Origin of the sequence: Sphingomonas hankookensis (assembly GCF_028551275.1) — a bacterium.
GTDB lineage: Bacteria > Pseudomonadota > Alphaproteobacteria > Sphingomonadales > Sphingomonadaceae > Sphingomonas > Sphingomonas hankookensis_A.
In genome coordinates this window covers 2,974,975-2,987,494 of sequence record NZ_CP117025.1, presented here as the reverse complement: position 1 = coordinate 2,987,494, position 12,520 = coordinate 2,974,975, and the positions used below count along the sequence as shown (strand labels likewise).

Below are 12,520 nucleotides of genomic sequence, written 5' to 3'. Positions count from 1 at the left end.
TCCGTAATCACTATCGAGAAGTCGGAAACAATAAGAAACAATATGGATATATTGTGTAGGGGCCGTGGAGGTTTCGAGTACTCGTTCGCTTAGTAAGTTTGCTTGAACATCATCACTGATTTGGGGTGGCGATGTAGCCGTGCCACGGCTTGAACGTATGCCATGCACACCGTTCTACGCATCGCATACGGAATACCATTTTAGCGGCAAATTCTATTGCGATCCGGCATAATGGACGCGACGATCCTCACGGATCGGCCGGGCGGATCTGTTCCCGTCATCCGCCAAGCCTGTACAGGCTTCTGCGCTGCGCGGCCGGGTCTGCCAGCAACCGGATAGTGCCCGTGCGAGGAGGGCGATGCCCGGCCATTACCGGGCCCGCCAGACGAGCCACGTCTCGTCGATGTCTCTGGTCGGGGCGACAGGATTCGAACCTGCGACCCCCACACCCCCAGTGTGATGCGCTACCAGGCTGCGCTACGCCCCGATCAGAGAGGGCGTGCCTTTAGGGCGGCTTTCGTCGCCATGCAAGCCCGAAGCGTGCGGGTGGGCAAATGTTGCGTGGGGGCCAAGCAGATGATAGCTGCCCGCAGTTAATCAGGATGCCGTGTCCGCGGCGTCCGCTATCTCGGACATTCAGGCCAGCAATGCTCGTACCCTCCGCTTTCGCCCAGACCGCTGCCGCCCCTGCGGCATCGGGTGGTTTCCTCGGCACGCTCATCGGCATCGCGCCGCTGCTGCTGATCTTCGTCGCCTTCTACTTCCTGCTGATCCGTCCGCAGTCGAAGCGGATGAAGACGCTGCAGAACGCCATCGCCGCGGTGAAGCGGGGCGATCAGGTCGTCACCGCCGGCGGCGTCATCGGCAAGGTGACCAAGGTCGAGGACGCGTTCGTCGAGGTCGAGATCGCCGCCAACACCCGCGTCCGCGTGGTGAAGGCGACCATCGCCGAAGTCACGCCGCCCGCCGGCGCCAAGCCCGCGAACGACTGATGCTCGACTTTCCCCGCTGGAAACGGATCGCCATCTGGGCGTCCGTGATCCTGTTGGCGCTGTTCGCGGTGCCGAGCCTGCTGCCCGAAGCGACGCGCGCGAAGCTGCCCGGCTGGGTGCCGACGCCGACGATCAATTTCGGCCTCGACCTGGCCGGCGGCAGCTACATCCTGCTCGAAGCGCAGACGCAGGACGTCGCGGCGACGCGGGTCGAGGCGATGCGCGAGATGATCGCGACCGAGATGCGCCGCAACCCGCGCGTCGCGGTCGGCGACATTTCGACCCGGGGCGGGCAGATCAGCTTCATGGTCCGCGACGCGACCCAGGTCGACGCCGCGCGCGAAAAGCTGCTGGGCCTCACCGGCGGCGGGGCGGGGATGACCGGCCAGCGCGAATGGGACATCGAGGTGCGCGACACCACGCGCTTCGTGCTGACGCCTACCCAGGCGGGTCTGCGCCTGGCGGTCGAGAATGCGATGAAGGACGCGACCGAGGTCGTGCGTCGCCGCATCGACGAACTGGGCACCCGCGAACCGACGATCATCCAGCAGGGCAGCAACCGCATCGTCGTGCAGGTGCCGGGGCTTTCGGATCCGAAGGCGCTGAAGGACCTGCTCGGCAAGACCGCGCGGCTGGAATTCAAGCTGGTCGACCTGACCGCCGATCCCGCCGCCGTGGCGCGCGGGCAGGTGCCGGCGGGCAGCCAGATCCTGCCCTATCCGGCGCAGGGCGCACCGATCGCGGTCAAGCGCACCACGATCATCTCGGGCGACCAACTGGCCGATGCGCGCCAGACCTATGACCAGAACGGCCAGCCCAACGTCACGATCAACTTCAACGCGGACGGCGGTCGCCGCTTCGCGAAGGTGACGCAGGAGAATACCGGCAAGCCGTTCGCGATCATCGTCGACAATTCGGTCATTTCCGCGCCGAACATCAACGAACCGATCCTCGGCGGCAGCGCCACGATCAGCGGCGGCTTCACCGTCGATTCGGCCAACCAGCTGGCCATCGCGCTGCGTTCGGGCAAGCTGCCGGTCGACCTGACCGTCGTGCAGGAAAGCACCGTCAGCCCCGAACTGGGTGCCGATTCGATCAAGGCGGGCGTCACCGCCGCGATCATCGCGACCATCGCCGTCATCGTGTTCATGGTGATGACCTATGGCCGGTTCGGCATCTATTCGACCATCGCCGTCGTGCTGAACATCCTGATGATCATCGCGGTGATGGCGTTCCTGAACGCCACGCTGACGCTGCCCGGTATCGCCGGTTTCGTGCTGACCATCGGCACGGCGGTCGACGCCAACGTGCTGATCAACGAACGCATCCGCGAGGAACGGCGCCGTGGCCGCAGCGTGCTGCAGTCGCTCGAGCTGGGCTATAAGGAAGCGAGCCGCACGATCTTCGAGGCGAACGTGACCCACGCGATCGCGGGCGGGATCATGCTGATCCTCGGCTCCGGCCCGATCCGCGGCTTCGCAGTCGTGCTGCTGCTGGGCATCGCCAGCTCGGTGTTCACCGCCGTCACCTTCACGCGGATGCTGGTTGCCGGATGGATGCGCCGCAACCGTCCGACCGACATCACCATTTAAGGCCCAGCCGTCATGCGTCTCATCAAGCTGGTACCCGACAATACCAACATCCGCTTCGTCGCGGTGCGCAAGATCGCGTTCACCGTGACACTGATCCTCAGCATCCTGGCGGTCGGGCTGGTGTTCGTTCGCGGCCTCAACTTCGGCGTCGACTTCATGGGCGGCGTCGCCATCGAGGAAAAGTTCGCCACGCCGCCCGCGATCGACAAGGTCCGGGCGAGCATCGAGCGGCTGGGCGTCGGCGAACCCGCGATCCAGCAATTCGGCGATCCGACGATCGTGTCGATCCGCCTGCCGGTGCCCGAAGGCGATTCGGGCGCGACCGACCGCCTGGTCGAGCGGGTGAAGGCGACGCTGGCCGCCGAATTCCCCGGTGCGACCTTCAGCAACTATTCGACCGTGTCGGGCAAGGTGTCGGACGAGCTGGTCACCAACGGCATCCTCGCGGTCGTGCTGGCGATCGTCGGCATCGCGATCTTTTCGTGGTTCCGCTACGAATGGCAGTTCGGCGTGTCGACCGCGGTCGCCATCGTCCACGACGTGCTGATGACGCTGGGCTTCTTCGCGCTGTTCCGCGAACAGTTTGCGTTCGACCTGACCATCGTCGCCGCGGTGCTGACCATCATCGGCTATTCGATCAACGACAAGATGGTGATCGACGACCGTATCCGCGAAAACATGCGGAAGTATCGCAAGATGGAGATGCGCGAGCTGATCGACCTGTCGGTCAACGAAACGCTGCCGCGCACCGTCATGACCTCGTTGACCATCCTACTGGCGCTCACCGCGCTGATCGTGTTCGGCGGTCATGTGCTGCGCGGCTTCACCGCCGCGATGATCCTGGGCGTGATCGTCGGCACCTATTCGTCGATCTACGTGTCGTCGTCGCTGCTGATCACGCTGGGTCTCAAGCCCGGCGCGCCGGTGGGTGAGGGGACGGTCAAGGAACCCGTGCCGCAGAAGACGACGCGGTGAAGCTCGACCGGGTCCGCACGGGCGCCGGCCCGGTCGTATCGGGCCTGACCGCCGCCGGGTTTCGGGTGGATGACGGCATCTACCCGGCGCTGCTGATGACGCCGCAGCGTGCCGATCTGTGGGAGCCGCCGGCGTTCGACGCGCTCGACGCCGATGCATTGGCTGCGGTGCTGGCGATGCAGCCGGAGTTCCTGCTGCTCGGCACCGGCGCGACGCTGCGCCAGCCGCCGCGCGCGCTGGTCCGGCAACTCGACGCGATGGGGCTGGGGATCGAGGCGATGGACAGCCGCGCCGCCGCCCGCGCCTGGGGCGTGCTGCGCGACGAGGGGCGGCAGATCGCGGCGGCGTTCTACCCGCTTTGAGGGTGGGCGATAGGGGGACGCGGTAGTCCGGCACCCTGATCGCGCGCACGCTGATGGATCGGCGCGACCGTCAACCACAACCGTCACCCCGGACTTGATCCGGGGTCCCGCTTCTTCTTCGTGCGGCAAAAGAAGCGGGACCCCGGGTCAAGCCCGGGGTGACGAAGGGGCAGGTGCTGTTGATTGGCGAACGAACGGCGTCCGTTAAATTCACCGCCGAGCTGCCACCAACCCCAGCAAATGCTCGCACAGTTCCAGCGCGTTGCGCTCCCAGCTAAACGCCTCGACCACCGTCTGCGTCGCCTGGCGGTCGACCGGCTGCGACAGGATCGCCGCGATCCCCTGCGCAAAGGCGCTCGCGTCGCGCGCCACGATTCGTCCGGCGGCGGGCGCCGTCACGACCTCCCGCGCGGCGCCGGCATCGGGAATGACGATCGGCGTGCCGCTGGCCAGCGCCTCGACCCAGGCATTCGCCAGCCCTTCCGACGACGACGCCAGCGCCATCACATCGGCCGCCGCCAGCAGGTCGGGCAGGTCGCCATGCGGCATCGCCCCGCACAGCCGGACCCGATCGGCGATGCCCAGTTCCGCAATCCGCGCCGCCAGCGCCGCCTGATCCGGCCCGCCGCCGACGATCCACAGCCCGACGCCCGGCAGCGCCGCCACCGCCTCCAGCACGATGCGATGCCCCTTGCGCGGGATCAGCGCGCCCAGCGACACGACCAGCGGTCCGGTGATGCCCAGCCGCTCACGGGCGGTGGCGCGGTCGATCGTGCCGAAGCGGCTGCGGTCGATCCCGGTGCGATGGACGCGCACCGGCCGGTCGATCCCGGCGGCGGCGATGTCGTCGGCCATCGATTGCGACACCGCCAGCAGCCCATCGGCGGCTCGTCCCGCGGCGCGGACCTGCGCGGCGGTGGCCGGTGCATGGCCCCAGTGATGGATATCCGCCCCGCGTGCCTTGATCGATACCGGCACGCCGAAGTGCCGGCCCAGTTCGACGGCGGCGGGGCCGTCGGGGAAGAAGAATTCCGCGTCGATGACGTCGAACGGAAAGGTATCGCGCAGTCGCGTCAGATGGGGACCAAGTCGCCGGACCAGCGCCGCGACATGAAACCGCCCCTGTGTCGCGGGCAGGTTGAGGAAGCGTGGCCGGTCGACGGGCAATCCTTTCCAACCCTCCCGTTCCGGCAACCGCGAGAGCGCGCGATAGGTCGGGTGGAGCGCGAGCGGGAAGGGTGGCAGGCCCAGCGGGGCGACGACATGGACCGCCACATCGTCGAGCGCTGCCAGCCCCAGCGTCTGCCGTTCGACGAACACGCCGAAATTGGGCCGTACCGCATCGGGGAACAGGGTGGCGAGGGTCAGGACGCGTAACATCGCCGCATCCTGTAGCGCGAAAAGGGTGAAGGCTTCGCGAAAACGACGATCCGCGCTGACCCCGAACGGATAAGGCCCCCAAGAGGTCGTCGCCGGGGTTCCGCCTGCCTTCCGACATTGCAGAAGAAGCGGGACCCCGGATCAAGTCCGGAGTGACGGGGAGGGGGCGGATCTCCCCCTCCCGATCTTCATGCCGTCAGAGTATGCTCCAGCGTGATCTCGGCATTGAGCAGCTTCGAAATCGGGCAGCCGGCCTTGGCACCCGCCGCGATCTCCTCGAACTTCGCCTGATCGATGCCCGGCACGTTGGCGGTCAGCGTCAGCGCCGACTTGCTGACCTTGAACCCGTCGCCATCCTTGTCGAGCGTGACCTTGGCGGTCGTCTCCAGCGTGCCGTCGGTGAAGCCCGCGCCGGCCAGCGCGAAGCTCAGCGCCATGGTGAAGCAGCTGGCATGGGCGGCGGCGATAAGCTCCTCGGGGTTGGTGCCCTTGCCGTCCTCGAAACGGGTGTTGAAGCCATATTGCTGGTCGGACAGCACGCCCGACTGGGTCGATACGTGGCCCTTGCCGTCCTTGCCGAGACCTTCGTAGCGGGCGGATGCACTGCGGATCATGCGGAAACCTTTGCCAATGAAAAAGGGGCAGGCCCGTCGCCGGACCCGCCCCTTCAGAATTCGTCAAACCGTATATGGTTCAACGGCAACGGCCACGGCTGCCGCTGCGCTCGATCTCGCGACCGGCCAGCGCGCCCGCGCCGGCGCCGAGCAGCGTGCCGAGCGTACGGTCGCCGCGGGTGTCGATCGTGCGACCGACCAGCGCGCCGGCGACGCCGCCGACGACCAGACCGGTGGTGCCGTTCTCACGGCGGCAATAGCGACGACCGTCACGACCGCGCCATTCGCGATACTTGTAGCGACGCTGTGCCTCCGCTTCGGTCTTGCCGACCGAAATGCCGTGCTTCGAGAAGGTCGGGCCGACCGGAGCCAGCAGCGAGGCAGCGGCGAGCGCCATCATGATGTTGCGCATGGGATTCTTCCTTTCGTCCGTATTCCTGACTTGGCCCTTTCACGCATCCCCGGCATGACGGTTTCATGAACGAAACGACAGGCTTGCGTTCAGGTTCGGGGCAGGGGTGACGACAGCGGATAGCGGACGACGGGTTCATACCATGCGCCGTCCGGGGCCAGGTGGCTTTCGTACAGGACCAGATGGTCGAAGCGCATCGGTGGCGACCGCAGCCCGCCCTGTTCGGCAAGGAACGCATCGACCGGTCCCGACCCGCGATTGAGTCGGGCGAGCGTGATGTGCGGCAGGAACGCTCGCCCCTCGAGCGGTAGCCCCAGGCGGACGAGGGCATGGTCGACCTTGCAATGCAGCGCCGCGACCGCGTCCTGCGGGGTGACGCCGGCCCAGAGCGCCCGACCCCGCGAGCCGGTATCGAACCGCCCGACTCCGGACAGCGCCAGGTCGAGCGCGGGGGCGTGGACCGCCTGCAACGCGGTGGCGATATCCTCCGCCATCGGCCGCTCGACCTCGCCGATATAGCGGAGCGTGACGTGGAGCTGATCCTCGTCCTGCCACCGCGCGCCGTCGACGCCGTCCATGATGTCGAGCAATTTCCGGCGCATGGGCGGGGGTGGGCGAAGTGCTACGAACAGCCGGTGCAAGCGGATTCTCCTCGGGGCCGTAACAAAGTGTTGCTGGCGGCGTTTGCCTTGAATTCGTGCGTTATGCAGACGATATTTCGACCATCCGGCATGTGTGCCGGGAAGAGGAGTTTACAATGGCGAACTGGTCCGATCCCCGGACGACGGCCGCACCGATTACCCGTAACCGTACCACCGACATGGCGCGGGATGCGGGGCTGCGGTCCTACATGCTCTCGGTGTACAACTACATGGCTTCGGGCGTGCTGTTGACCGGCATCGTCGCGCTGTTGTTCTCGTGGGGTGGTGACACCTCGCCGGCGGCGGCCGTGTTCTACCAGCCGGGGCTGCTCAAATACCTCATCATCTTCTCGCCCCTGATCTTCGTGATGGTGCTGGGCTTCGGCATCAACCGCCTGTCGACCGGCGCGGCGCAGGGGCTGTTCTGGGCGTTCGCGGCGATCATGGGTCTGTCGATGTCGACGATCTTCCTGCGCTATACCGGGCCGTCGATCGCGCTGACCTTCTTCGCGACCGCCACCGCGTTCCTGTCGCTCAGCCTCTATGGCTACACGACCAAGCGTGACTTGACCGGGTTCGGCACGTTCCTGATCATGGGCGTCGTCGGCCTGATCGTGGCGTCGCTGCTGAACCTGTTCTTCCAGTCGGGCATGTTCAGCTTGGTCATCAGCGCGGTCGGCGTGCTGCTGTTCGCCGGTCTGACCGCCTTTGACACGCAGCGGATCAAGGCGATGTATTTCCAGGTCGCCGGCACCGATTTCGCGGGCAAGGCTGTCATCATGGGTGCCCTGTCGCTGTATCTCGACTTCGTGAACATGTTCCAGTTCCTGTTGTCGTTCCTCGGCAACCGCGACTGATCCCAAGGTTCTCGGCAACAATCGCGAAGGCCCGGCAGGCGACTGCCGGGCCTTTTCGTTTGCGCGGAACGCCGGGCGCGGTCGTTTCGTTGGAGCGGGGAAGGAGTGAGGGACATGACCAACGACATCAACGGTATCGACGACAAGGCGCTGGATTCGCTGTCGGTCGCCCCCGACGGGCGGGAGAGCGAAGCGAAGACCCCGGCACAGGGCGATGCCGGCGACGTGACCGGCGACCTCGACGACGCCGATGCCCGGCTCGATCGCGGGCTGGACGAATCGATGGATGCATCGGACCCGATCTCCGCGACGGTGCCGGGCAGCGACGGTCCGGCGCCGTCGTCGGGCTATGACGAGGAACAGGAAGCCAAGCTCGCCGGTAACGACTGACGCCCACGCTAACGGTACGGTTCGGGCGGCGTGTCGGGTGGTCCCGATGCGCCGCCATTGGTATGAGGGGGGCCATGACGACCCAACGCCTGTTCCGTACCCTGCTGCGCGGTCTCGCGCTGTTGCTGCTGGCGATGGGCAGCGTCGTCCCGGCACAGGCGGCGGTGACGATCACCTTCTGGTCGCAGGAATTCGGGCAGAATTTTCCCCATGCCTTCTTCACCTTTTCGGGTGCGCCCGATGCCGGTGGGTCGGCGGTGAACGAAAGCTATGGCTTTACCGCAAAGGCGATCACGCCGGCGTTGCTGATGGGGTCGGTCGGCGGCATGATCGATCGGCCCAAGCCGTCCTATATCGCCAAGAGCAACGCGCATTTCTCGGTCGTGCTGACCGACGCGCAATATGCATCGATCCGTTCGCTGATCGACGAATGGGGCGAGAAGGGCGATTCGCACTATAATCTCAACCGCCGCAACTGCGTGCATTTCGTCGCCGAAGCCGCGCGGCGCTCGGGGCTGAGCGTGGTCGAGGACAAGAAGCTGATGAAGAAGCCGCGCTCCTTCATCCAGTCGGTCGAACAGGCCAATGCCGGCCGGGTCACGGTGATCGAGATGCCGGCCAAGGCCTATTTCGCTACCCTGCCGCCACCGGCCGCCGCCAATGACAATGTGCCGGCGGTCGACGCGGCGACCGTCCCGCACTGACCGACGCGTCACCTCTTTTCGAAGCGGCGCATTTGCGGCAGTCTTGCGACGAGTTTGCAGCGGGAGACACGGGATGCGGCGTTGGACGACGGTCATGCTGGCGATGCTGGCCGGATGCAGCCAGGGTGACGACGCGGCGACGTCGGTCAACCTGACCCAGTCGGACGAACCGGTCCTGCCAAGCCCCACGCCGACGCCCGAGGCGCTGGTGACCATCCCGACCCGCTTCGTCGGTACATGGGATAGCGACGGCACCGCCTGTGCCGCGACGACCCCCGGCGCCAACCGCACCGTCATCGCCGCCAATGCGCTGCGCATCGGCGACCGTGATCTGCCGACCCGCGCGATCACGGCGGCCGAGGCCGGCGCGGTCGATGTCGACGTGATCGGCGACCGGAGCGGCATCACCGAACAGCGGCGCTATCGCCTGGCGCTGGGCAGCGGTGGCAATCTGGGACTGACCGGGGTCGATGGCCCGGCGCGCCTCGTCCGCTGCGATGCGCCGGCGGGGGCAGAGGCGGCGGCGCGCAACGCGATCGCGCTGAGCCTCGCCCCTGACGGGTTGCAGACGGTGGCCGGGGCCAGCAGCCGCGCGCTGTCGTTCGGCGCGCCCGCCGACATCGTGCTGCGCGTGGTCGAGGCGGCAACTCAGACGCTGCCCGAGGGATCGCGCAACGCCGATTGCGGCGAAGGTCCGCTGGACATCGCCACCTATCCGCGCATCGCGGTGTATTTCCAGGAGGGCCGCTTCGTCGGGTGGTCGGCGCGCGGACGCGGGCTGACGACGATGGGCGGCGTCGGCATCGGCTCGAAGCGCGCCGATGTCGAATCGGTGATCGACGCGCCGGTCGAGGAAACGAGCCTGGGTCGCGAATTCAGCAGCGGCGGCCTGTCGGGGCTGTACGACGCCAAGGACAATGTCAGCGCGCTATGGGCGGGCAGCACCTGCATCGCCCGGTGATCGACGACGCGACGCCGGACGATGCCGCAGCGGTCGTCGCGCTGTGGCACGCCTGCGCCCTGACCCGGCCGTGGAACGATCCTGCCGCCGATTTCGCGCGGGCGCTTGCGGGGGAAAGCTCGACCATCCTCGTCGCCCGGCACGACGGGATACCGGTCGGCAGCGTGATGGTCGGGCAGGACGGGCATCGCGGCTGGGTCTATTATCTGGCGGTCCGACCGGCGTTGCAGGGGCAGGGGATCGGCACCGCGCTGTTCCACGCGGCCGAACATTGGCTGTGCGCCCGATCGGTCCCCAAGGTCCAGTTGATGGTGCGTGAGGACAATGCGGGGGCGCTGGCATTTTACCGGCGGCTGGGGCTCGAGCGGCAGGCGGTGGTCGTGCTCGGTCGATTTCTAGGCGATGCGACATAGTTGCAATAGCAAAGTTACTGATAGTCACTTGCAAAAGCGATAAGCCCGGCGTAGCGGCACGCGAAACATCACAGGGAATGTTTCGCAATGTCGCCTTTCGCCGTCCTTCTTGCCGCAACCGCGCTGACCCCGACTCCCGCTGCCTCCGACGATCCGCAGCAGCGTGCCGAGGAAATCGTCGTCACCGGCACCCGGACCGAAGGGAGCGACGACTATGCGGTCAAGGCGCAGAGCACCGCGACCCGCCTGCCGCTGTCGCTGCGCGAAACGCCGCAATCGGTCAGCGTGGTGACCCGCGCGCACATCGAGGATTTCCAGCTCAACGACATCAACGCGCTGCTGGCGACCGTTCCGGGCGTGAACGTGCAGGCACAGGAAACCGACCGCTTCTATTATTCGGCGCGCGGCTTCGACATCCAGACGTTCCAGGTCGACGGCGTCGGCCTGCCATTCCCGTTCGGCATCCAGAACGGGTCGATCGACACCGCGATGTACGACCGGATCGAGGTGGTGCGCGGCGCGCCGGGGCTGTTGTCGTCGACCGGCAATCCGTCGGCGGTGATCAACTTCATCCGCAAGCGCCCGACCCGCGACCTCGCCGCCTCGGCCAGCGTGCAATATGGCTCGTTCGACAATCTGCGGCTCGACGGCGATCTCAGCGTGCCGCTGACCCGCAGTGGATCGGTCCGCGCCCGCGCGGTCGGATCGTATCTCGACACCGACAGCTATCTCGACCGCTACGGCCTGACCCGCTGGACCGGCTATGGCATCGCCGAGGCGGACCTCGGCCCCGATACCGTCGTCAGCGCCGGCTATGGCCATCAGAATCACAAGAGCCGCGCGGCGATGTGGGGCGCCCTGCCGCTCTATTACAGCGACGGCAGCCGGATCGATTATGCCCGCTCGACCAACAGCTCGCCCGACTGGTCGAGCTTCAACGTGACCGACCGTCAAATCTTCGGTGACGTGACCCACCGCTTCGGCAACTGGACCGCCAGGCTGTCGGTCCAGCGCCGCGCGATCGACGAGGACGACAAGCTGTTCTACGTCTATGGGGAGCAACTGCCCAACGAGATCAACGGTGCGCCGGATCGCGCGACCGGCCTCGGCATCGTCAGCTATCCCGGCAAGTTCCGGTCGTTCGCCCGCAACCTGACGATCGACGGCAATGTCAGCGGCACCGTGTCGCTATTCGGTCGGTCGCATGACGTGATGTTCGGCGCGAACCGGTCGGCGCAGCGCTACACGCAGGATTCGGCCTATGATTTCGCGGCGATCGGCGTGTCGTTGCCGTTGTTCAGCGGGTTCGACGGCTCGTTCCCCGAACCGAATTTCCCGGCGTTCGACCGCAGCCTCGACACGCATCTGCGGCGTGAGACGGTCTATGGCCTGATCCGGCTGAACCCCGCCGATCCGCTCAAGATCATGGTCGGGGCCAACGCCACCCGCGCGTTCAGCGAGGGCGTGTCCTATACCGCGCCGACCAATTACGACCGCGCGCGCTTCCTGCCGTTCGTCGGGGCGACCTATGACCTGACCGGCACGATCAGCGCCTATGCGAGCTTCGCAACGATCTTCAACCCGCAGACCCAGACCGACGTCAATCGCCGCCTGATCGATCCGATCGAGGGCGACAATATCGAGGCCGGGGTGAAGGGCGAATGGCTGGGCGGCCGGCTGAACGCCAGCGTCGCGCTGTTCCAGGCGCGGCAGAAGAATACCGCCGAAGCCGCCGGTTTCGATCCGACGATCGGTCAGACCCTTTATCGCGGCGTCGACGCCACCTCACGCGGGATCGAGCTGGAGGTCAGCGGACAGATCGCACCGGGGCTGCAGGCGACCGGCGGCTTCACCGCGATGCGCATCCGTGGCAACGACGACCAGCCGGTGCGCACCTTCGTGCCGCGCAACACCGGGCGGCTGAACATCGTGTGGCAGCCGCAGGTGTTGCCTGCGCTCAAGGTCGGCGCGTCAAGCCAGTACCAGAGCCGCATGTACCTCGAACCCGGCGTCACCGCGACCACGGGACAGCCGGTGCGGATCACGCAGGACGGCTATGCCACGGTCGATCTGATGGCGCGCTACGAACTGACGCCGCGCCTGTCGCTGGGCGTCAATGTCCGCAACGTCAACGATGCCAAGGCGCTGAGCGCGATCAATTTCGACCAGGGATATTTCATCGCCCCGCGCACGGTGCTGGGCACGGTGCGGGTCAGCTATTGACGTG

Annotated in this window: 14 protein-coding genes and 1 tRNA gene; 10 read left to right on the top strand and 5 right to left on the bottom strand. The window is 66.5% G+C overall.

The annotated features are described in order from the left end of the window. Window positions 1-410 precede the first annotated feature (410 nt). Window positions 411-487, bottom strand: a tRNA-Pro gene (locus tag PPZ50_RS14190). A gap of 160 nt (window positions 488-647) precedes the next feature. Between PPZ50_RS14190 and yajC the strand changes: the two genes are divergently transcribed. From yajC to PPZ50_RS14170, 4 genes are read left to right on the top strand one after another with little or no spacing between them, the layout of a single operon-like run. Further along, a complete protein-coding gene (yajC, locus tag PPZ50_RS14185) occupies window positions 648-992 on the top strand; it encodes a preprotein translocase subunit YajC (protein WP_066692858.1) in 345 nt (114 codons plus the stop codon). Further along, a complete protein-coding gene (secD, locus tag PPZ50_RS14180; RefSeq protein ID WP_066692861.1) occupies window positions 992-2,584 on the top strand; it encodes a protein translocase subunit SecD in 1,593 nt (530 codons plus the stop codon). The genes yajC and secD overlap by 1 nt, the downstream gene beginning before the upstream one ends. A 12-nt stretch (window positions 2,585-2,596) precedes the next feature. Then, window positions 2,597-3,559 carry a protein translocase subunit SecF gene (gene secF, locus PPZ50_RS14175; RefSeq protein WP_066692864.1) on the top strand — a complete coding sequence of 321 codons (963 nt, stop codon included), beginning with the start codon at window positions 2,597-2,599 and terminating at the stop codon, window positions 3,557-3,559. Beyond that, window positions 3,556-3,921 (top strand): MTH938/NDUFAF3 family protein, encoded by a 366-nt coding sequence (locus PPZ50_RS14170; protein ID WP_066692866.1) that lies wholly within the window; start codon window positions 3,556-3,558, stop codon window positions 3,919-3,921. Before secF ends, PPZ50_RS14170 begins: the two co-directional genes overlap by 4 nt. A 210-nt stretch (window positions 3,922-4,131) precedes the next feature. Here PPZ50_RS14170 and PPZ50_RS14165 read toward each other — a convergent pair whose 3' ends face one another. The 4 genes from PPZ50_RS14165 to thpR form a co-directional block, all read right to left on the bottom strand. Continuing rightward, a complete protein-coding gene (locus PPZ50_RS14165; protein ID WP_126013963.1) occupies window positions 4,132-5,301 on the bottom strand; it encodes a glycosyltransferase in 1,170 nt (389 codons plus the stop codon). A 188-nt stretch (window positions 5,302-5,489) separates the two neighbouring features. After that, complete coding sequence (locus PPZ50_RS14160) at window positions 5,490-5,915, bottom strand: OsmC family protein (protein WP_066692869.1); 426 nt, start codon at window positions 5,913-5,915, stop codon at window positions 5,490-5,492. A 79-nt stretch (window positions 5,916-5,994) separates the two neighbouring features. Next, window positions 5,995-6,327 carry a glycine zipper 2TM domain-containing protein gene (locus PPZ50_RS14155; RefSeq protein WP_272815345.1) on the bottom strand — a complete coding sequence of 111 codons (333 nt, stop codon included), beginning with the start codon at window positions 6,325-6,327 and terminating at the stop codon, window positions 5,995-5,997. Window positions 6,328-6,416: 89 nt separating this feature from the next. Next, on the bottom strand, window positions 6,417-6,929 hold the full coding sequence (gene thpR / locus PPZ50_RS14150) for an RNA 2',3'-cyclic phosphodiesterase (RefSeq protein ID WP_272815344.1): 513 nt from the start codon (window positions 6,927-6,929) through the stop codon (window positions 6,417-6,419). 155 nt (window positions 6,930-7,084) lie between these two features. Between thpR and PPZ50_RS14145 the strand changes: the two genes are divergently transcribed. The 6 genes from PPZ50_RS14145 to PPZ50_RS14120 all read left to right on the top strand — a co-directional run bounded on the left by PPZ50_RS14145 (window position 7,085) and on the right by PPZ50_RS14120 (window position 12,516). Then, entirely contained in the window at window positions 7,085-7,825 is a 741-nt protein-coding gene (locus PPZ50_RS14145; RefSeq protein WP_272815343.1) for a Bax inhibitor-1/YccA family protein, read from the top strand. Window positions 7,826-7,939: 114 nt separating this feature from the next. Then, on the top strand, window positions 7,940-8,215 hold the full coding sequence (locus PPZ50_RS14140; RefSeq protein ID WP_066692876.1) for a hypothetical protein: 276 nt from the start codon (window positions 7,940-7,942) through the stop codon (window positions 8,213-8,215). A gap of 74 nt (window positions 8,216-8,289) precedes the next feature. Next, a complete protein-coding gene (locus tag PPZ50_RS14135) occupies window positions 8,290-8,919 on the top strand; it encodes a hypothetical protein (protein WP_272815342.1) in 630 nt (209 codons plus the stop codon). A gap of 73 nt (window positions 8,920-8,992) precedes the next feature. Further along, window positions 8,993-9,880, top strand: a complete 888-nt coding sequence (locus PPZ50_RS14130) for a hypothetical protein (protein ID WP_126013967.1) — start codon at window positions 8,993-8,995, stop codon at window positions 9,878-9,880. Beyond that, the gene (locus PPZ50_RS14125; protein WP_066692881.1) at window positions 9,850-10,293 is read left to right on the top strand and encodes a GNAT family acetyltransferase; all 444 of its coding nucleotides are present in this window, start codon (window positions 9,850-9,852) and stop codon (window positions 10,291-10,293) included. The genes PPZ50_RS14130 and PPZ50_RS14125 overlap by 31 nt, the downstream gene beginning before the upstream one ends. 87 nt (window positions 10,294-10,380) lie before the next feature. Then, window positions 10,381-12,516, top strand: coding sequence for a TonB-dependent siderophore receptor (locus PPZ50_RS14120; RefSeq protein WP_066692885.1), 2,136 nt, complete (start codon window positions 10,381-10,383; stop codon window positions 12,514-12,516). The last annotated feature ends 4 nt before the right edge of the window (window positions 12,517-12,520 follow it).